This is a genomic window from Lachnoclostridium sp. An76, from assembly GCF_002161355.1.
Taxonomy (GTDB): domain Bacteria; phylum Bacillota; class Clostridia; order Lachnospirales; family Lachnospiraceae; genus Mediterraneibacter; species Mediterraneibacter caccavium.
Genome location: NZ_NFHL01000009.1, coordinates 75,928 through 95,921, shown reverse-complemented (window position 1 = coordinate 95,921; position 19,994 = coordinate 75,928). Strand labels below are relative to the sequence as shown.

Sequence of the window (19,994 nt, the reverse complement as noted above, 5' to 3'; positions counted from 1 at the left end):
CCCTGTCCCTGAGTACGGTGTGAACTGTAACTCCATATGCAAAATATCAGGAGGCAGCTATGATGCGTTGGATTTTTCCTCGCCGGATAATACTACGGACGGCAACCTGAAAAAACGCTGGAAGACCATGGACGGGAAGCGGTGCCTGGTCAAAGGCGGCAGCGATCCGTTCCGGCAGCAGCCTTTTAATGAGGTCATTGCCGCCGGGATCATGGAACGCCTCGGTATCCCCTATGTGCCTTATGAGGTTACATGGAACAAAGGCGCGCCTTACAGTGTGTGTAAAGATTTTGTTACAAGGGACACGGAGCTGGTTCCGGCATGGCGTATCCTCAAGACGCAGAAAAAAAGCAACAATGTCTCGGTGTATCAGCATTTTGTCAACTGCTGTGACTGGCTTGGCATCCAGGGCGCTGTCCCTTTCCTTGACCGCATGATCGTGCTGGATTACATCATTGCGAACGAGGACCGGCATTTTAATAATTTCGGCGTACTGCGGGAGGCGGAAACTCTGAAATGGCTCGGTTTCGCACCGATTTATGACAGCGGTTCTTCCCTGGGTTATGATAAGACGCCCATGCAGATACGCTCGGAGAAGGATGTAGTCTGCAAGCCCTTTAAAAACCATCATGCGGAGCAGTTAAAGCTGGTGTCTGATTTTAGCTGGATTGATTTTGACCGGCTGGAGGATGTGGGTGAGCTGATCGAGAGTGTACTGACCGCGGAAGGATCTGTCAGATGCGGGAAGACCCGCGGGCAGGTCTTGACAGGATACAGGAGGCCGGCAGATGAAAGAATGATTGCCTGCACAGCGTTCATAAGAGGAGGATATGAAAGCGGTGAAAGATATAAAAGATATTAAAATGGTTGCTGTCGATGTGGACGGTACGTTCGTGCGCTCGGATTACACGTATGACGTTCCGCGGTTTAAGCGGATATTGGAGCGCATGGATCGCGTGGGATGCCGTTTTGTGGTGGCAAGCGGGAATCAGTACTATCAGTTAAGGGATCTGTTCCCGGAATATTATGACGAGCTGGCCTTTGTGGCGGAAAACGGCGCTTTTGTAAAAGACCGCACAGAGCTGGTCTTTGCCGCCGATATGCCGAAAGAAACGGTGGACGCTGTGATCGATGTGTGCAGGGAATACCCGGAAATCTCAAATGTGCTTTGTGGGATGGAGAGCGCGTACTGCCAGCGCAGGACGGTGAGCCAGGAGTTTTTTGACCTCACTGCTATTTACTACCATAGGTTAAAGTGGGTGGATGATTTCAAGCAGGTAAAAGACCGCATCTTAAAATTCGCGCCCACGGTCCCGGAGGAGAAAACATATGAGTATTATGATATGTTCTGCGAGCGGCTCGGCGGTCTGGTGGAGCCGACGACAAGCGGGCACGGTTCCATCGATCTGATCGTTCCCGGCTGCCACAAGGCGTCGGGGCTTAAGCGGCTCGCAGAGCGCTGGGGGATTGCGCCGGAGCAGTGTGCCGCATTCGGGGACGGCGGGAACGACATCGAGATGCTCCAGTACTGCGGCCACAGCTATGCGATGGCAAACGCCCCGGAGAATGTAAAAAAAGCGGCAAAATACGTCTGCCCGTCCAATGAGGAAGACGGGGTGCTGGATGTGTTGGAAAAAATGTTTGCACAGGCGCATCCAGATAATGAAAAATAGTGAAAAAATAGTGTAATTTTTAAAACAAGAATACGATCCTACCGGCTGAGTGATTTTTCAAGAGTCAATGGGAAAAAGATTCTTGAAGAAATGCCATAGCCGAACAGGGATTCGGTAATAACCAGGGTATAAAGATGTTCCGTTTCTTCCGATCCCTTCACAGCGCTGTCCCCTTCTTCGGTATAAAGTAATCCTCAACCTTCACTTTTTCCAGTGCCAGCAGTTTGATTTTCCGCTCCATCCCGCCGGCATATCCGGTCAGGCTTCCATTGGAGCCGACGACGCGGTGGCAGGGGATCAGGATGGAGACCGGGTTGTGCCCTACCGCGCTGCCAGCCGCCTGCGCCGACATGCGCGCTAACCCGCGCCGGCGGGCGATCTCTTTCGCGATTGCCCCGTAGGTCATGGTCGTCCCGTAAGGAATCTGCCGGAGGATGTCCCATACCTCCCTCTGGAACGGAGTGCCGGACGGATGGAGCGGCGGCATGAAGTCAGGTTCCTTTCCGGAGAAATAGAGATCCAGCCAGCGCTTCGCATCGTTAAGGACTGGCGTTTCTTTTTCTGTGTGTTCTGCGTCCAGGCCGCGTGCATAATATTTCTGGTTCTCGAACCACGCTCCGGTAATCCCGGTCTGGTCCGCCGCCAGGAGGAGCTTCCCCAGCGGGGACTGGTAATAACTGATGTACTGCACAGGTATGTCCCTCCTTCTATTGTTTTGTCATTTCGCTTCTATATCAGGTCACAGTATATTTTATCACCGAAATATAAGAAACAACAGAGATAAATCTTCGCATACAGAGGCAAGCCATATTTCCTATCACTGTCCAGAGGTTCACAGTAACCATTTTACCATAACAAAAAAGCATACCATGAAATAAAAACAAGGTATTTGCTATTCCATCAGATCAGGGATACACTGGACTCAGAAAGAGGATAAGGAGGTGGTCAGGTGAACGGACTGACAGAAGAAGAGCTTCTGCTCCGTAACTTGAAGGATGCCGGATGCAGCGAGGAGGAGATCGGGAAGTATCTCAGCCTGGAGACAGAGGGCAGGGAAAAGGAGCAGCTCCGCTTTCTTTCTGCACACAGGGCGAAACTTTTGGATCAGGTCCATGACAGTCAGGAGATGCTGGACTGCCTTGATTATCTGATCTACACAATGAAGAAGAAAAATGATCATGGAGGGATTCACAATGAACACAAATTTTGATTTTTACAATCCGACACACATTCTTTTTGGCTCAGGGAAACTGGACGAACTGGGAAACCAGCCTATGCCGGGGAAAAAGGCGCTGCTCCTGATCTCCTCGGGGAAATCCGCGAAAGTCTCCGGGGCGCTTGAGAGGACGCAGGCGCAGCTAGAAAAGGCCGGCGTGGAATATGCAGTGTGCGCGAAGATCCACGAAAACCCCACAAGGGAGATCGTGATGGAAGCGGCTGCGTTTGCAAAGGAAAACGGCTGCGACTTTATCGTGGCGTTAGGCGGCGGGGCTGTCCTCGATTCGTCTGTGGCTGTGGCGGCGATGGCGACCAACCCGGGAGACCTCTGGGACTATGTAAACGGCGGCACAGGCAAGGGACAGCCGCTGGTAAATAAGCCGCTTCCCCAGGTGACGATCACCCTGACAGCGGGGACTGGCTCTGAGATCAACAACTGGGGCGTGATCAGCAGGAATGACACCCACGAGAAGATCGGATTCGGCGGCGCGCCGGAACTGGTGCCGGTGCTGGCAGTGGTCGATCCGGAGCTGATGAAGACCGTGCCGTCCAAATATACGGCGTACCAGGGATTTGACGCGCTGTTCCATAATACAGAGGTCATGATGTCAAACGGCGTGAATATTCTGAGCGAGACGCTGGCTCTCTCTGCGATCGAAAATATCGCGAAGTACCTGCCCCGCGCGGCTGCCGATGGGAATGACATCGAGGCGAGAGAGCGCGTGGCATACGGGAGCACCATTGCCGGGATCACCATGCAGCTGACGTCCACCACGGCGCAGCATTCCATGGAGCACGCGATGAGCGCATATCATCCGGATCTTCCGCATGGAGCCGGCCTGATAATGATCTCTGTGGAGTTTGCCCGCTACTTCATCGAGCGCCACGCGTGTGACAGGCAGTTTATCAAGATGGCGAGAGCGATGGGAATGCCGGAGGCTGACAAAGCGGAAGACTTCCTGACCGCGCTCGTGCAGCTCCAGAAAGACTGCGGCGTGGCGGATCTGAAGATGAGCGATTATGGATTTGCGAAGGACGAGTGCATGACGCTGGCAGTCAATGCCCGCGAGACTATGGGCGGGCTCTTCCTTGCAAACCCGTGTGAAATGTCAGACGAAGAGTGCGCGGGTATCTTTGAGAAAGCATACAGGTAATCTCCCGGACCGAGGAGACGGACAGGGAGGGAAAGCGCGGCTGGTAATCATACCAGCCGCCTGCCTTTCCAGAGATAATATCCGATAAACGCCGCGGCAGTCACCACCCAGGTCACGGGATAGCTGAAGATGATGGCGTGGATCGTGGGAGAGATCTTCATCACACCCGCGAGCCAGATGATCCTTAAGACACATACGCCCAGCAGGGTGATCACTACGGGGACGAGCACATTGCCCCGCCCCCGCAGGGATCCGCCCAGTACTTCGATAAACACATAGACAATATACCACGGTATGATAAACATGAGCATATCAGAGCCGATCCGGACAACTGCTTCATCTGCCGTAAACAGCCGGAAAAGGAGAGTCCTTGTAAGGATCAGCACGGCGACAAGGAAACAGGATACGGCAAGGTCCATGCACAGACAGACCAGGGTGCTCCTGCGCACCCGGTCCATCTTCCCGGCGCCGTAGTTCTGCCCGACAAACGTTGTGATAGAGATGCCGAAGGCAGTGCTGATCATCCAGAAGATCGCGTCCAGTTTGCCGAAGGCGGACCATGCGGCAGTGGTGTCTGTGCCAAAGGTGTTGATCGCGGACTGGATGGCGATATTCGTGATCGCGAACAGGATGGACTCAAATCCCGTGGGCAGCCCGAGCTTCAGCTGCATGGAGAGGAGCGGCCCGTGGAAACGGATCTTCCTCAGGGAGAGACGGAGAACCCCGCCGGAACGTGTCAGCTTTCGTGTGACAAGGACAGCGCTGACTGCCTGGGCGAGCAGCGTGGCGATGGCGACGCCCGTAACTCCCATGTGGAAGAGGAGCACAAAAGCCGTATCCAGGATAATGTTGACGATACAGCAGATGATCAGGATATAGAGCGGGGTTTTTGAGTCGCCGGTGGCGCGCAGGATGGCGGAGCCCATATTGTAGACCAGGACGAACAGGATGCCCGCAAAGTAGATCCGCAGGTATGCCAGAGAGCCGTCCATGATCTCCGCCGGCGTATTCATAAGCCGGAGCATGAAGGGCGCTGCCAGTATGCCGGTCAGTGTAAGGGCGATCCCGCCTGCCGCCGCGATGGCGAACGCATTGTGGAGCCCTGCGTTTGCCGTCTTTTCTTTGCGCGCGCCGACGAACTGCGCGATCGTGACGGCAGCGCCGGAGGAAAGTCCGGTGAAAAATCCGACGACAAGGGACACGATCTGGGCGGAGGATCCGCCCACGCTCGCCAGCGCCTCTTTCCCTACGAACTGCCCCACGATCACACTGTCGATCGTGTTGTAGAGCTGCTGAAAAAAAGTCCCGAGCAGGATCGGGAAAAAGAACAGGAGGAGCTGCTTCCAGATCACACCTTCTGTAATTTCATTTTTTGTCTTCTGCATGGTTTCCATGAAAAAAATCCCCTTATCTGTTTCTGTTGATAACACGTCAGCATATGTATTATAAGCGCAGTCTGAACAAAGAGCAATATGATATGCATTGATGAAAGGAAAGAGATAATTTATAATAGTAAATGACTAAAACTTCCCACACCAATACGGTGTGTTGAACCTTGAAAATTCAATATTTCAGCCAATAAAAAAGGCATAAACCTGTCCCGTTTGGTATAATGGAATTGACGAAAAACCATCTATACAAAGGAGATTTATGCCATGTCCAGTATACCACAAAACTATTGCGATGAGAACGAGTTAATTGATTGTGTTCAGAGATTTTTTTCCAGGCATCATGTCGGCAAGCTTCTCGCCAAATGCAATGGGATGAAAGAAAAAGGTGTTTCACCTGTTTCTCTGCTCCGCTACAAGCTCAGCAACATTTTTGTCGGAAGAAGCATGTATATGCAGCAACGAACTGGCTCTTTTAAGGAAGATTTTTCAAAGAACACTTTTTATCGGTTCCTAAATTCGGCAAAAACAAACTGGCTCCGTTTTACTTCTCTTCTGGCTGCTGATATCGTCAATAATGATCTCAAAGATCTAACGGACGATAGCAGGAAAAATGTGTTCATTGTTGATGACAGCCTTTTTAGTCGAACCAGCTGCAAGAAAACAGAACTGGGATCAAAAGTATTCGACCACACCGATATGCATTTCAAAAAAGGGTTTCGGATGCTTACATTAAGCTGGAGTGACGGAAATACACTGATCCCGGTAAACAGCTGTCTGTTAGCATCTGCAAAAGAAGCAAATATTATCGGTCCGGTAAAGAACTTTGATAACAGAACCATTGCAGGAAAAAGGCGCAAGCTTGCCCAGACAAAAGCACCTGAAGCAATGATGGCCTTGTTGGATACTGCTCTCAGTGCAGGACTAAAGGCTGATTATGTCCTTTTTGATTCCTGGTTTTCCAACCCGGCACAGATCACAGCCATCCATTCAAAGGGGATGGATGTGATTGCTATGCTCAAGAAAAGCAGCCGCATCAAGTATTCATACTGTGGTGAACAGCTGAATATCAAAGAGATCTATTCCAGGAACAAAAAACGCCGTGGCAGATCAAAGTATCTGCTTTCTGTTGACGTCATGGTAGGAAAAGAGAATCCTATTCCGGCGAAAATCGTTTGCGTAAGGAATAAAGCAAATCGCAAGGACTGGCTTGCTTTTATCTGTACAGATACGACCCTTTCCGAAGAAGAGATTATCCGTGTTTATGGAAAGCGCTGGCAGATTGAGGTTTTCTTCAAGACCTGCAAATCTATGCTGAATCTGATTGGAGAATGCCGCAGCTTATCCTATGATGCACTGACAGCTCACGTAGCTATCGTGTTTACCAGATACATGTTACTCGCAATGGAACAGCGCCAAAATGAAGATCAGAGGACGCTTGGCGAATTGTTCTTTTTCCTTGTTGATGAAATGGCGGACATTACTTTCCATAGATCACTTGGCATCCTAATGGATGCCTTGATGGCAAGCCTTCAGGAAATCTTAAAACTCAGCGATGAGCAATTGACAGCTTTTACTGCTGATTTTGAAGCAAGACTGCCGAAATATCTGCGTAACGCACTCCATCCTGAGGCTATAGGGGCATAAATCACTATTTTGTCAGCTGAAATATTGAATTTTCAAGGAGCGAAGCCCATTTCAGGTATGGGAAGTCTTAGGTAATAAGTATTCAGTTACATTAGAAAATGGAGAAAGCTATTGTATCTGGATGTGGAAAGGGGATTACTTAAATCTAGGCGCAGGGGCTGAGACAGGGATTTATAAAGGCGGAGAGCCATTTTGGACTGTCTCCGTAGAAGATGCTCTGCCAATGACCCTGGCTTTGTATGATAAAGAGGGGAATGTGATCATGTGTTATAATCCGTCGGATCCCCAGTGGTGGATAACAGGTTTTGAACCGATGGTACAAAAGGCAAAGGCGGATGAATTGGTAGTTATCGGAAGTATTGATTTTTCTACAAATCCAGAGTTGTGGAAGGCGTATAAAGAGAAATATGCGGGTAACCAAGAAACGCTCTGTTTCGATGAAGAAAATCTGATTCTATATTACAAATATTAATTTGGAGGAGAAAATAGAAATGCTTTTTAAAAGAATACCTGTAATTATTGTATGTATGGCAATTTCCATAACTTCAGGCGGCTGCATGAGCCGGGGGGAGCGGTTAGCGTATGCCTGGAAGTCAGATCAGGAGCAATCAGATGAAATTATGGAAAATATAGTGAGAGCCCTGGAGGAGAAGGACAGCTCAGCACTGCTAAAGCAGTTTTCAAAAAGGACACAGAAAGAGAAGAAAGATTTAGAAAAGCAAATCGAAGGACTGATGGAGTACTATCAGGGGGAAAGAAAAGAATTTAAAGGAGATGCAGCTACAAGTGAGGAAACCGAATATGGGAGATTAGTTGAAAAAAGTTTTTTGGGAAATTACACGCTGATGACTGACCAGAAGACATACCGCGTGTGTTACAAATTTCAGTTGGCTGATGAAAACAAAGATGAAGTGGGCCTGAGCGCATTGGAATTTGTGACAGAAGAAACGTATCAGAAGGCGGTTGAAGCGCAGGGATATTACTCATGGAAGTTTCAAGGGAAACTGAAAGGCGTGTATTGGACAGACTAAAGGGGGCTACCTTTCGTCAAAATATAGAACAGGAGGCATATGTGATAAGAGAATGAAAAAAATAATCGTACTAAGCATTATCTTGCTGTGCGCATTTGTTATGGGCGGCTGCATGAGCCGGGGGGAGCGGTTGGCGTATGCCTGGAAGTCAGATCAGGAGCAATCAGATGAAATTATGGAAAATATAGTGAAAGCTCTGGAGGACAAAGACAGCTCAGCACTGTTGAGACAGTTTTCAAAAAGGACGCAGAAAGAGCAGGAAGATTTAGAGCAACAAATAGAAGAATTGATGGAGTACTATCAGGGAGAAAGAAAAGAGTTTAAAGGACTTGCAGCCACTAATGAGCATAATAACAAAGGGAAGTTAATTGAAAAAAGCTTTTTGGGAAATTACAAGCTGACGACTGACCAAAAGACATACCGCGTGTGTTACAAATTTCAGTTGGCTGATGAAAACAAAGAGAATGTGGGTTTGACTGTATTGGAATTTGTGACAGAGGAAACGTATCAGAAAGAGGTTGAAGTGCAGGGATATTACTCATGGAAATTTCAAGGAGAACTGGAAGGAGTATATCTGACAGATTGAAGATGTATCTAAAATATGTTTGATCGATTTACCTTTTATTGGAATAGAGATGTAGAACAGGAGGCGTATGTGATAAGCGTATGAAAAAAATAATTGTACTAAGTATTATCTTGCTGTGCGCATTTGTTATGGGCGGCTGCATGAGCCGAGGGGAGCGGTTGGCGTATGCCTGGAAGTCAGATCAGGAGCAATCAGATGAAATTATGGAAAATATAGTGAGAGCCCTGGAGGAGAAGGACAGCTCAGCACTGCTAAAGCAGTTTTCAAAAAGGACACAGAAAGAGAAGAAAGATTTAGAAAAGCAAATCGAAGGACTGATGGAGTACTATCAGGGGGAAAGAAAAGAATTTAAAGGAGATGCAGCTACAAGTGAGGAAACCGAATATGGGAAATTAGTTGAAAAAAGTTTCTGGGGTAATTATACGCTGGTTACTGATAAAATGACGTATTATGTGAGTTATAAATTTCAGTTGGCTGATGAAAACAAAGATGAAGTGGGTCTGAGTGCATTGGAATTTGTGACAGAAGAAACGTATCAGAAAGAGGTTGAAGCGCAGGGATATTATCCTTGGAGATTCCAGGAAGAAGGAGACGGAGTGTATTGGACGGACTAAAGTATATCAGATTTTAAAAGCAGAGCATAGAAAGCAGAAAGGAGCCGGGAAAGATGCAGGATGGGACTTATATCGCGATCGACCTGAAATCGTTTTATGCCTCTGTCGAATGTATGGAGCGGGGACTGGATCCGATGACAACGAATCTGGTGGTGGCTGACAGGAGCCGTACAGAGAAGACGATCTGCCTTGCTGTCTCGCCGTCTCTGAAGGCTTACGGCATCCCCGGCAGGCCGCGGCTCTTTGAGGTGGAACAGAAAGTCCGGGAGGTCAATGCAGCCAGGCGGCAGGGCGCGCCGGGACGGGAGTTTACAGGGACGTCCTGCCAGGCTCCGGAGCTGGAGAGGGATCCTGCGCTTGCGGTGGATTTTGTGACAGCGCCTCCGCAGATGGCGCGCTATATGGAGATCAGCGGCGAGATCTATCAGGTCTACCTGAAATATATCGCCCCGGAGGATATCCATGTCTATTCCATCGATGAGGTGTTCATTGACGCGTCTTCTTATCTGGGGACCTATCAGATGACGGCAAGGGAGCTGGCGGGGAAAATGATTCTGGATGTGCTCGAGACGACAGGGATCACAGCGGCAGCGGGAATCGGTACGAACTTGTATCTGTGCAAAACAGCGATGGATATCGGGGCGAAACATATCCCTGCGGACGAGAACGGCGTGCGGATCGCGGAGCTCGATGAGATGTCTTACCGCAGGTCGCTCTGGTCCCACCGTCCGCTGACAGATTTCTGGCGGATCGGGCGCGGATACGCAAAGAAGCTGGAGGAACAGGGATTGTATACAATGGGAGATATCGCAAGGTGCTCCCTGGGAAAGCCTTCGGATTATTATAATGAAGACCTTCTCTACCATATGTTCGGAGTCAATGCGGAGCTGCTGATCGATCATGCGTGGGGCTGGGAGCCGTGCGCGATTGCTGATATCAAAGCATATAAGCCGCAGAGCAGCAGCGTGGGCTCAGGGCAGGTGCTGCACTGTCCTTATCCGTTTGACAGGGCGAGGCTGGTCGTACGGGAGATGGCGGACCAGCTTGCCCTTGACCTGGTGGAGAAGAATCTGGCAGCGGACCAGGTGGTGCTGACTGTGGGATATGATATCGACAATCTGAGAGATCCGGCGCTTTGCGGACAGTACGGCGGAGAGGTGAAAACAGACCGGTACGGACGGAAGATCCCGAAACATGCCCACGGCACAGCCAACTTAAAGGAATATACCTCATCGACAAAGCAGATCGTGCGCGCGGTCACGGAACTGTATGACCGTATCACAGACAGGAAACTTCTGGTGAGAAGGATCAGCATGGCGGCATGCCACGTACTGCCCAGGTCTGAGATCCGGGAAGAGGAGCGGTTCGAGCAGATGGATCTTTTTACGGATTACACCGCGCTCCAAAAAGAACGGGAAAAGGAACAGGAAGAGCAGGAACGGGAGAGAAAGATGCAGGAGGCTGTGCTTGAGATCAAGAGAAAATTCGGGAAAAACGCGATCCTGAAGGGAATGAACCTGGAGGAAGGCGCCACGGCCAGAGAGCGGAACAGCCAGATCGGAGGACACAGAGCATGAATTATGACGATATTATCAATCTGCCCCATCATGTGTCAGAGCGGCATCCCCATATGCCTGTCTCAGACCGGGCGGCACAGTTCGCGCCCTTTGCCGCGCTGACAGGATACGGGGATGTGATCCGGGAGACTGCGAGGCTGACAGAGGCGAGGCCGGAGCTGTCGGAGGATGAAAGGGCGGAGATGGACCAGACGCTGCGGGCGGTTTTAAATACTCAGGGGAAAAATGCAGAGATCGTGGTCACCTATTTTGCGCCTGACGCGAGAAAGTCCGGAGGGGCGTACAGAAAAGCCGCGGGGAAGATCCGAAGAGTGGATGAGGCAGAGGATGTTCTCATACTGGAGATCCAGGAAGGAGAGGAGGGAATTACCCTTCTCCCTGTCCGGATGGAAGATATCCTGTCTGTCCATGTGGATGAAAATTAAAAGGCATCTGTCTGGAAACGGTCCTGCACTTCTTTTAAGAACAGGTCTGCAGCAGGAGAAAATATCTGATATTTTTTCCAGATCAGGTTCAGCCCGGATTCCAGCTGCGGATAAAGAGGACGGAAGCAGATGTCGCTGTCCGCAGAGGTGTCCGCGAGGTTATCGAGAGTCAGAGCGTAACCCACGCCCGCTTTTACCATGACCGCTGCATTGTATACGAGATTAAAGGTGGTGACGATATCCAGCTTGTCAAAATCGTCTCCGAACCAGTCGGCGAATTCATTCCCTGACAGATGGGGTGAGATCGCCTGCCGGGAACAGATCAGGGGAAGCTCCGTCAGGTCGCTTTTTTCGATCCGGTCTTTTGCCGCGAGGGGACTGTCCTTGCGCATGATCACTCCCCAGATGTCTCTGCCGGGGAGATTGATATAGTTATACTTAGAGATATCCGCCGGCTGGATGAGGATACCGAAGTCCAAAAGCCCTTTATCGAGACGCTCGGTTACCTCTTCCTCATTCCCGCTGTACAGGTGGCAGTGTACGCCGGGACAGGATACGCGCAGGTCCCGGATGATCTCCGCGATGTCACGGATCGCCTGTGTCTCGCCGCCGCCGATGTAGATATCTCCGCTGATCGTGCCTTCCATAGAAGAAAACTCAGCCTCCGTCTTGTCCACCATGGAAATGATCTCCTCTGCGCGTTTCCGCAGCAGCATGCCTTCGGGCGTCAGAGCGATGCGGTGGCTCTTCCGGATCAGAAGCTGTTGGCCCAATTCTTCTTCCAGGTCTTTGATCTGCCGGGAGAGCGTAGGCTGAGTAAGGTGCAGAAAATTCGCTGCCGCCGTGATATTGCCCTCACGCGCGACGGCGAGGAAATAGCGAAGTACTCTGAGTTCCATATTGTTCAGTCCTCCTTGTATGGGTATCTGCCGGGGATCGGGCATCCAGGCTCAGAAGAAGCGTCTGTACCGATATCCTAAAATTCATGTTAGGTGATGGGTGTCGGAAAGTCAAGTTTCACATCCGTGCGGGCAGTCAGTTAGTCCGGAGAAAATCAGCGCAGAAAGATCAGCTCGGCAAAATACTCTCGAAGAGATTGACGGGTGCGATCCCAGGATGATACATTGAAAGAAAAAGGAGACAGGAGGGATCGTTTATGAAGTATGTCTGTTCAGTCTGCGGGTATGTCTATGATGAGGAGAAGGAAAATAAGCTGTTTTCTGATCTGCCTGACACATGGGCCTGCCCGTGGTGCAAGGCGCCCAAAGCGCTTTTCGGACCAAAAGAAGACGGGCCGGGCGAAGCGGTAGCAGTGGAGAGGCCGGAAGCAGTGCAGAGCGGATCCGGGGAAGAGGATGCACTGGGGACAGGAGCCGCCGGAGATCGCATGGCATCAGCAGGAGAACTGTCTGTGATGTGCTCAAATCTTGCCCGGGGATGCGAGAAACAGTACCGTCCGGAAGAGGAAGCATTATTCAGACAGCTCGCGGAATATTTTGCCGCCCGTATCCCGGATGAGGAAGACGCCGGTATGGAGCAGCTTGCGTCCATGACTGCGCAGGATCTTGCGGAAGGCTATCCTGCCCTGAGCGCGGAGGCGTCGGCAAAGGCGGACCGGGGCACCCTGAGGATCTGTACATGGGGAGAGAAGGTCACCCGGATCCAGGACGTCCTGATCAACCGTTACATAAAGGAAGGCAGCGCGTTCCTGAAAGACACGGATGTGTGGGTCTGCTCTGTGTGCGGTTTCATCTATACAGGCGACACTCCCCCGGAGCTGTGTCCGGTCTGCAAGGTGCCGGACTGGAAGTTTGAGAAGATGGAAGGGAGGGTTTCCGGATGAAAGAATTTGCAGTGAGAAATCTGAGGCTGTGTACAAAAGACTGCCTGTGCCTGTACGTTTGCCCGGTGGGAGCGACGGATACGGAGAACAGTATCATTGATGTGGAGAAATGCACAGGCTGCGGCGTGTGCGCCAGGGCATGTCCGAGCGGCGCGATCACCATGATGCCGGTAGAACTCCCGCCCCAGCAGAAAAAGGATGACGCTGTGGTGCGGTTGGCGGAAACCCTGCTCAGAGGAAAGGTACGACAGGAGAAGGCTGCTCTCCAGATCATGGAAGAGACGGGAGATGACGGACTTTACAGGTTGTGTAAGGCGCTTGCCAGATCTAGCCGGCTTGTCGCAGAGGATATCAGCCGCGAGGCGGGGTATATGCTCCCGCAGAGTGGGAATACCCACAGGAAGCTGGAGAAGTGGCGCCAGGATCCGCCGGGGGACGGTTTCCCGGCAGAAGCAGTGGAAAGGCTGCTGGAGATGATCCCATATCCTTACTAAAACGTAAGATAAATCCCTTCTGGGAATGTGCTATAATAAACACATTTCAGGAGGGATTTTTATGTGCAGGCTTTTATTGCTGGAAGATGACCGGGGACTGATCGACGGTCTGAAATATTCGCTTGAAAAGAATGGATTTGATCTGGATGTGGCAAGGAACGTACAGGAGGCGGAGCAGGCGCTGAGAGGCAGGCATCCGTATGACCTGCTTCTGCTGGACGTGACTCTTCCGGACGGGACAGGGTTTATGGTCTGCGAGAAGGTGCGGGCATCCGGCGACCTGACTCCGATCATCTTTCTGACCGCCGCTGACGAGGAGACAAGCATTATCCGGGGGTTGGACGGCGGCGGGGACGATTATATCACAAAGCCGTTTAAGCTGGGCGAGCTGTGCTCCCGCATCCGTGCCCTGTTAAGGCGCAGTGCTGTGCAGAGGGCGGACAGTCCGGTCAGGATCAGGTCTGGCCCGGTCACTCTGGACCGGGCGGCGGGCAGGGCGTATCTCAATGACAGGAGCCTGGATCTGACAGGTGCGGAGTACCGCCTGCTCAGCCTGTTCATCCTGCATGACGGGCAGACGCTGACGCGGAATTATATATTAGATGAGCTGTGGGACGGACATGGGAATTTTGTGGATGACAATACATTGTCCGTCTATATCCGCAGGCTCAGGGAAAAGATAGAGGAAGAATCTTCCCGGCCGGTCCATCTGGTGACCGTGCGCGGAGTGGGATACCGATGGGAGGGAGAGCCATGACCTGGATGCAGGACAGACAGAACCGGCGGTACGCGGTGTTCCTTGCGGGGATCTGCCTGGCGCTGGCAGCGGTATTTTTTATCGCCTGTGCGGACCGTGAGATCAGGATAAGAGACAGTCTTCTTAAGTGGGAGAGGGCAGCGGCTTCTTCCCTGCTGGAGCAGGGCGTCCCGGAAGGGACAGTGGCGCTCGCGTTTAAAAATACAGAGACAACCCGGGCAGGGGAAGAGCTCCTGCGAAAGATCGGGTATACAGAAGAGAACAGAGCTGTACTCTCGGTTATCCGGGAAAGAGAGGAAGGCGGAGCAGGAATCTTCATCGGCGCTGCCGGGCTGGGCGACTGCCTTTTGCTCTGGGCGGGGACGCTCTGTTATCTTCGAAGAAGAGAGAAGACGTATGAACATGCCGCGCATATCATAGACCAGTATGCGGAGGGCGATTTCTCGGAGCGTATCTCCAGAGGAGAGAGAGGGATGCTGGACCATCTCTTCAGCGCTGTGGACCGCCTGTCAACTGCGCTTCAGGCAAAAGGAGAGGAGGAGAAGAAATCCAGGGAATTTTTAAAGGACACGATTTCCGATATCTCCCATCAGCTGAAAACTCCGCTTGCAGCCCTGCACATGTATACAGAGATCATTGCCGGAGAGCCTGAGGAGCCGGAAACAGTCCGGGTATTTGCGGAAAAGTCAGAGGAATCCCTTGGGCGTATGGACCGCCTGATCCGCATGCTTTTGAGAGTGACACGTCTGGATGCGGGAAGCGTCCGTTTCAGGAAGCAGAAAATGTATGCCGCGGATCTGGTGAGGGAAGCCTGTGCGGACCTGATGGAGAGGGCAGAGAGAGAAAGGAAAAAGATCAGCTTCTACGGAGAGCCGGATGCAGAGATACGGTGCGACAGAGAGTGGACTGCCGAGGCGGTCGGGAATCTGGTGAAAAACGCGCTTGACCATACGCGGAGCGGAGGACAGGTGGCTGTGTCCTGGAAGAAGTCGCCTGCAATGTTCCGGATCATAGTGGCGGATGACGGGACTGGTATCAGCCAGGAGGATATCCACCACATTTTCAAACGGTTTTACAGGAGCAGGCAGAGCAGCGATACCCAGGGCGTGGGCCTGGGGCTCCCGCTGGCGAGATCCATCGTAGAGGGACAGGGAGGAAGGATCTCCGTAGAGAGCAGCCCGGGGCAGGGGGCGGTCTTTACCGCTTCGTTCCCGGATACTCCGGAGGAGATTACGGCATCGGAAAGACCGCAGGATGCGCGGGATGAGGAAGATGCGCGGGATAAGGAAGATGCGCGGGATAAGGCGGACGCACGGGACAAGCCGGACATACGGGGCGGGAAAGATATGTGGGATAAGTCGGATGCCGGGGAAAGATGACAGAACTGTAAGGAGAAAGAGGGGCCGGATTCACCTGAGAGTAAGGATGCCCTGCTATACTGGTCCGTGAAAGGAAGGTGCAGCATTATGGAAATATTGAGAACAGAACATCTCTGTAAGGTTTACGGGACAGGAGAGGCACGGGTAGACGCCCTGAAGGATGTGTCCTTTACTCTCCGGAAAGGGGAATTCGCGGCAGTGGTCGGAGAGTCCGGATCCGGGAAGAGTACGCTTTTGAACTGTATCGGGGGACTTGACACTCCCACATCAGGGAAGGTATGGCTGGACGGGCAGGACCTGTTCGGCATGAAAGAAAACCAGAGGACAGTATTCCGCAGGAGGAATATCGGCTTTGTATTCCAGTCTTTCCAGCTTGTGGAAGAACTGAATGTGGAACAGAACCTGATATTTCCCATGCTCCTGGACCATCAGAAACCCGATAAGAAACGGGTGGATGAGATCCTGGAAGTGCTGGGGCTGGAAGCGAGGAGAAAGCATCTCCCCGGACAGCTATCCGGCGGCCAGCAGCAGAGAGTGGCCATCGGCAGGGCGCTGATCATGCGCCCCATGCTGGTGCTCGCCGATGAGCCCACGGGCAATCTGGACTCCGGCAACAGCCAGGATGTGATGGACCTGCTGATGAAGGCGTCCAGGCATTACCAGCAGACGATCCTGATGATCACGCACAATGAACATCTGACGTCAGGAGTGGACCGGGTGCTCCGGGTGCGCGACGGCAGGCTCACTGATATGGGAGGTGTCCGTGCATGAAAGAGATGAAGCATTATCTGGATCTGGTCTCTGTCTCTGAAAAAGTGCGGAAGAAACAGACGAGGATGATACGGGTCTGCATTACGCTCGCGGTCTTCCTGGCGGCATCGATATTCAGCATGGCGGATATGGAGATCCGCAGCCAGATCTATCAGACGGTCCAGTCAAACGGGTCATGGCAGGCTGCGTTTACAGGGCTGACAGAGGAGCAGGAAAAACTGGTCCGGGCGCGGGCGGAGGTGAAAGACGCCGCCCTGCTGGAAAACGTGGAGGCGGAGACGTCAGGATGTACGGTCGATGGGATGAGCGCCGCTGTGTCAGGGGTGGATGAGGATCTCACAGAACTTCTTCCCATGCTGAAGGTACAGGAAGGACGGCTCCCTGAGAAAGAGGATGAGGCGGCAGTGACAGAGACTGCGGCAGGGCAGCTCGGGATCCGGGAAGGAAGCCAGGTGACCCTGCACATGGCGGATGGGCAGGACGCGGCCTTTACGGTCACAGGGATCCTTGAAGACGCGTCCGGGCTGAACAGTGAGGAAGCGGTGGGGCTGTTTGTAGATCTGTCTGCGTTTGAGAAGTATTTTGCCTCTCAGGATGCGGCGGATACGATGCTTCTGGTCCGTTTCAGGATGTTCTGCAATGTGGAGAAGACAGTGGATGATCTGTGCGCACAGATCGGCATCGATCCGGCATCGGCAGCGCTTAACTCCAAACTGTTGGCGCTCCAGTTCCAGAGCAGCGACACTTATATGGCACAGCTTTATGCGGTTGCAGCGGTCCTTGCGGTGCTGGTGACGACAGCGGGCGTCCTGATGATTTCCGGAAGCATGAACAGCAGTGTGGCGCGCAGGATCCGTTTTTTCGGGATGATGAGATGTCTGGGTGCAGACCAGAGACAGGTGCGGAGATTTGTGCGCAGGGAAGCGCTGAACTGGTGCAGGACCGCCATCCCTGTGGGATTGGGGATCAGCGTGGCCGTTGTGTGGGCGCTCTGCGCTGTGCTTAAGACAGTGAGCCCCGCGTACTTTTCCGGCATGCAGATGTTTGGGGTGAGTGTCCCCGGGCTTTTGGCAGGCGCTGTCATCGGGCTGGGCACAGTGCTCCTGGCGGCTCGGTCCCCGGCGAAGAGAGCGTCGAAAGTCTCGCCCCTGACCGCGGTATCGGGAAATGCAGGGAGCACACATGCGGTCCGCAGGGCGGCGCACGCCAGGTTTTTCCCTGTTGAGGCGGCGCTCGGGATCCACCACGCTGTGGGCAGCAGAAAGAACTTCCTGCTGATGGCAGGGTCATTTGCATTCAGCATTATCCTGTTCCTGAGCTTCAGCCCTGCGCTTGATTTCATGGATCATGGGATCAAGCCGCTCCGTCCGTCCGCGCCGGACCTGACCATATCCAGCACGGACGGCTCCTGCTCTGTCCCTAAGGATCTGGCGGAAGAACTGAGCGGCGATCCGGCGGTGAAGAGAGTGTACGGGAGGAGCAGAGCCAGTGCAGTCCCCGCCCGCGCAGGGGACGCAGAGTTTCAGATCGACCTGAATTCCTATGAGGAGAACCAGTTCCGCTGGGCGGAAGATTCTGTCGCGGAAGGATCTTTAAAGGACGCGGAGGAAGGCAGGGGTGTGATGGCAGTGACAATGGACGCTGCCCGGGATTTCACTCCGGGCGAGGAGATTACCATCGATTTCCCGTCCGGGGCAGAGACAGTGACCGTGTCCGGTGTGCTCAATGGGAGTGCGTTCAATGTTACGCCCGGATCTACGGTACTGGTCTGCTCGGAAGCGCTTTTTGAAAAACTGACCGGGGAGACCGATTACACGACGATTGACCTTCAGCTTGAGCCGGGAGCGTCGGACCAGGATGTGGAACGGATCTGCGCCATGGCGGGAGAAGAATTTTCAGTGGCGGATAACCGAGAGGAGAACAGCGAGGTAAGGGGAGCGTATTATTCTTTCGCACTGTTCCTCTACGGCTTCCTTGCGGTGATCGCCCTGATCTCTGTCTTTTATATCATCAACAGTATCGCCATGAGCGTATCCGCAAGGCTCAGGCAGTACGGCGCTATGCGTGCGATCGGCATGACCGGCGCTCAGCTCGTGCGCATGGTGGCGGCGGAGGCGCTCACTTATGTGGCGGGCGGTATGGCGGCAGGCTGCGCGGCGGGGCTTTTGCTGAACTGGAAGATTTACGGGCTGCTGGTGACCAGCCGGTGGGGAGACCCCTGGCAGGTGCCGGCGGCAGCGCTGGCCGTGATCCTCACTGTCATGGCTCTGGCAGCGGCGGCTGCTGTTGCGGGACCGGCGCGGCGGATCCGGGAAATGTCCGTGGTAGATACGCTTGGAGCAATGTAGGGTGCCCGGCGTGTTTTCATACGCCGCAGGTATAGAAAGATATAGAAAACAAGTATTCGCTGTATGTTCCTGTCCGTAGTATAATATAGGATGCCGGAGGCAGGACCGTTTGGAATCTGCTCCGGCCGAGGATAAGGAGGCATACAGCGATGGAGATCATAGAAAATAAAACATTTGACATGGAGCGCGCCCTCTACGGGAGTCATGATATCACAGTGAAAAACTGCAGGTTCGACGGACCGGCGGACGGGGAGAGTGCATTCAAGGAGTGCGGAAATATCGAGGCAGAGAACTGTTATTTTAATCTCAGATATCCCTTCTGGCACGACCACGGCCTGAAGATCACCGGCTCTGACATGACAGAGCTGTGCAGGGCTGCGCTCTGGTACTCTGACCATATAGAGATCGCGGGCACAAAGATGCACGGCATCAAAGCGCTGCGCGAGTGCGCCCATGTCGTGATCCGTGACTGCGATATCGCATCCCCGGAGTTTGGCTGGTCAGCCAGCGGGGTGGAGATGGAAGATACAAGTGCGCAGAGCGAGTATTTCATGATGCGCTCGGATCATCTGATGTTCAGAAACGTAAAGCTGAAGGGAAAATATTCCTTTCAGTACATAGAGGACGCGGTGTTTGAAAACTGCGAGTTCGACACAAAGGATGCATTCTGGCATGCAAAGAATGTTATCGTGCGCAACAGCGTGGTCAAAGGAGAGTATCTTGCATGGTACTGTGAGAATGTAAGATTTGAAAACTGTAAGATCATCGGGACCCAGCCGCTGTGTTACTGCAGGAACCTGACTCTGGACCACTGTGAGATGGTCGATACGGATCTTGCCTTTGAGCGGTCTGAGGTGGAAGCAGTGATCACAACGCCGGTGATCAGCATCAAGAACCTGTACGCAGGGCATATCAAAGTGCCGGCGGTCGGTGAGGTCATCCGGGACGACGAAAATGCGGCGGGTGAGATCGTTATCGGATAGGATAACTGCCTGGGAGCGCGGGCGGAAGATGGAAGTGATCTGGATCTTATACGGGATAAAAAAGCACTGCCCCTGACGGACAGTGCTTTTTGCTTGTGATCACTCT

Annotated in this window: 21 protein-coding genes; 18 read left to right on the top strand and 3 right to left on the bottom strand. The window is 52.6% G+C overall.

Translation table 11 applies throughout. The features are described 5' to 3' along the window. Window positions 1-67: 67 nt before the first annotated feature. Both B5G27_RS13605 and B5G27_RS13600 read left to right on the top strand, forming a co-directional pair. On the top strand, window positions 68-862 hold the full coding sequence (locus B5G27_RS13605) for a HipA domain-containing protein (RefSeq protein WP_242958324.1): 795 nt from the start codon (window positions 68-70) through the stop codon (window positions 860-862). After that, window positions 831-1,673 carry a Cof-type HAD-IIB family hydrolase gene (locus B5G27_RS13600; protein ID WP_087179405.1) on the top strand — a complete coding sequence of 281 codons (843 nt, stop codon included), beginning with the start codon at window positions 831-833 and terminating at the stop codon, window positions 1,671-1,673. Before B5G27_RS13605 ends, B5G27_RS13600 begins: the two co-directional genes overlap by 32 nt. Before the next feature lie 157 nt (window positions 1,674-1,830). On the opposite strand, the gene B5G27_RS13595 is transcribed toward B5G27_RS13600, so the two are convergent. After that, entirely contained in the window at window positions 1,831-2,364 is a 534-nt protein-coding gene (locus B5G27_RS13595) for a methylated-DNA--[protein]-cysteine S-methyltransferase (RefSeq protein ID WP_087179404.1), read from the bottom strand. Window positions 2,365-2,622: 258 nt separating this feature from the next. Between B5G27_RS13595 and B5G27_RS13590 the strand changes: the two genes are divergently transcribed. Then, on the top strand, window positions 2,623-2,883 hold the full coding sequence (locus B5G27_RS13590; RefSeq protein WP_242958323.1) for a hypothetical protein: 261 nt from the start codon (window positions 2,623-2,625) through the stop codon (window positions 2,881-2,883). Then, on the top strand, window positions 2,867-4,045 hold the full coding sequence (locus B5G27_RS13585; protein ID WP_087179403.1) for an iron-containing alcohol dehydrogenase: 1,179 nt from the start codon (window positions 2,867-2,869) through the stop codon (window positions 4,043-4,045). The genes B5G27_RS13590 and B5G27_RS13585 overlap by 17 nt, the downstream gene beginning before the upstream one ends. A gap of 47 nt (window positions 4,046-4,092) precedes the next feature. Here B5G27_RS13585 and B5G27_RS13580 read toward each other — a convergent pair whose 3' ends face one another. After that, complete coding sequence (locus B5G27_RS13580) at window positions 4,093-5,439, bottom strand: MATE family efflux transporter (RefSeq protein ID WP_330399071.1); 1,347 nt, start codon at window positions 5,437-5,439, stop codon at window positions 4,093-4,095. Between the two features lie 261 nt (window positions 5,440-5,700). Between B5G27_RS13580 and B5G27_RS13575 the strand changes: the two genes are divergently transcribed. From B5G27_RS13575 to B5G27_RS13545, 7 genes are all read left to right on the top strand, one after another. Then, complete coding sequence (locus B5G27_RS13575; RefSeq protein ID WP_087179269.1) at window positions 5,701-7,080, top strand: IS4 family transposase; 1,380 nt, start codon at window positions 5,701-5,703, stop codon at window positions 7,078-7,080. 28 nt (window positions 7,081-7,108) lie between these two features. Then, complete coding sequence (locus tag B5G27_RS13570) at window positions 7,109-7,552, top strand: DUF4474 domain-containing protein (RefSeq protein WP_275533050.1); 444 nt, start codon at window positions 7,109-7,111, stop codon at window positions 7,550-7,552. Window positions 7,553-7,571: 19 nt separating this feature from the next. Then, window positions 7,572-8,111, top strand: a complete 540-nt coding sequence (locus B5G27_RS13565) for a DUF5104 domain-containing protein (RefSeq protein WP_087179401.1) — start codon at window positions 7,572-7,574, stop codon at window positions 8,109-8,111. 52 nt (window positions 8,112-8,163) lie between these two features. Then, on the top strand, window positions 8,164-8,697 hold the full coding sequence (locus B5G27_RS13560; RefSeq protein ID WP_087179400.1) for a DUF5104 domain-containing protein: 534 nt from the start codon (window positions 8,164-8,166) through the stop codon (window positions 8,695-8,697). A gap of 80 nt (window positions 8,698-8,777) precedes the next feature. Continuing rightward, window positions 8,778-9,311 (top strand): DUF5104 domain-containing protein, encoded by a 534-nt coding sequence (locus B5G27_RS13555; RefSeq protein WP_087179399.1) that lies wholly within the window; start codon window positions 8,778-8,780, stop codon window positions 9,309-9,311. Window positions 9,312-9,364: 53 nt separating this feature from the next. Then, window positions 9,365-10,888: a Y-family DNA polymerase gene (locus B5G27_RS13550; RefSeq protein WP_087179398.1), complete on the top strand. Its 1,524-nt coding sequence runs from the start codon at window positions 9,365-9,367 to the stop codon at window positions 10,886-10,888. Beyond that, window positions 10,885-11,313 carry a hypothetical protein gene (locus B5G27_RS13545; protein WP_087179397.1) on the top strand — a complete coding sequence of 143 codons (429 nt, stop codon included), beginning with the start codon at window positions 10,885-10,887 and terminating at the stop codon, window positions 11,311-11,313. Before B5G27_RS13550 ends, B5G27_RS13545 begins: the two co-directional genes overlap by 4 nt. On the opposite strand, the gene B5G27_RS13540 is transcribed toward B5G27_RS13545, so the two are convergent. Then, window positions 11,310-12,212 carry a LysR family transcriptional regulator gene (locus B5G27_RS13540; RefSeq protein WP_087179396.1) on the bottom strand — a complete coding sequence of 301 codons (903 nt, stop codon included), beginning with the start codon at window positions 12,210-12,212 and terminating at the stop codon, window positions 11,310-11,312. The genes B5G27_RS13545 and B5G27_RS13540 overlap by 4 nt on opposite strands. A 257-nt stretch (window positions 12,213-12,469) precedes the next feature. Between B5G27_RS13540 and B5G27_RS13535 the strand changes: the two genes are divergently transcribed. The 7 genes from B5G27_RS13535 (at window position 12,470) to B5G27_RS13505 (ending at window position 19,888) form a co-directional block, all read left to right on the top strand. After that, window positions 12,470-13,156, top strand: coding sequence for a rubredoxin-like domain-containing protein (locus B5G27_RS13535; protein WP_087179395.1), 687 nt, complete (start codon window positions 12,470-12,472; stop codon window positions 13,154-13,156). Then, window positions 13,153-13,650 carry a 4Fe-4S binding protein gene (locus B5G27_RS13530; protein WP_087179394.1) on the top strand — a complete coding sequence of 166 codons (498 nt, stop codon included), beginning with the start codon at window positions 13,153-13,155 and terminating at the stop codon, window positions 13,648-13,650. The genes B5G27_RS13535 and B5G27_RS13530 overlap by 4 nt, the downstream gene beginning before the upstream one ends. A gap of 61 nt (window positions 13,651-13,711) precedes the next feature. Beyond that, complete coding sequence (locus B5G27_RS13525; protein ID WP_087179393.1) at window positions 13,712-14,407, top strand: response regulator transcription factor; 696 nt, start codon at window positions 13,712-13,714, stop codon at window positions 14,405-14,407. Beyond that, window positions 14,404-15,786: a sensor histidine kinase gene (locus B5G27_RS13520; RefSeq protein ID WP_162611255.1), complete on the top strand. Its 1,383-nt coding sequence runs from the start codon at window positions 14,404-14,406 to the stop codon at window positions 15,784-15,786. Before B5G27_RS13525 ends, B5G27_RS13520 begins: the two co-directional genes overlap by 4 nt. Window positions 15,787-15,873: 87 nt before the next feature. Beyond that, a complete protein-coding gene (locus B5G27_RS13515) occupies window positions 15,874-16,557 on the top strand; it encodes an ABC transporter ATP-binding protein (protein WP_087179391.1) in 684 nt (227 codons plus the stop codon). Beyond that, entirely contained in the window at window positions 16,554-18,905 is a 2,352-nt protein-coding gene (locus tag B5G27_RS13510) for an FtsX-like permease family protein (RefSeq protein WP_242958322.1), read from the top strand. Before B5G27_RS13515 ends, B5G27_RS13510 begins: the two co-directional genes overlap by 4 nt. A gap of 149 nt (window positions 18,906-19,054) precedes the next feature. Further along, window positions 19,055-19,888: a DUF3737 family protein gene (locus B5G27_RS13505; RefSeq protein WP_087179390.1), complete on the top strand. Its 834-nt coding sequence runs from the start codon at window positions 19,055-19,057 to the stop codon at window positions 19,886-19,888. The last annotated feature ends 106 nt before the right edge of the window (window positions 19,889-19,994 follow it).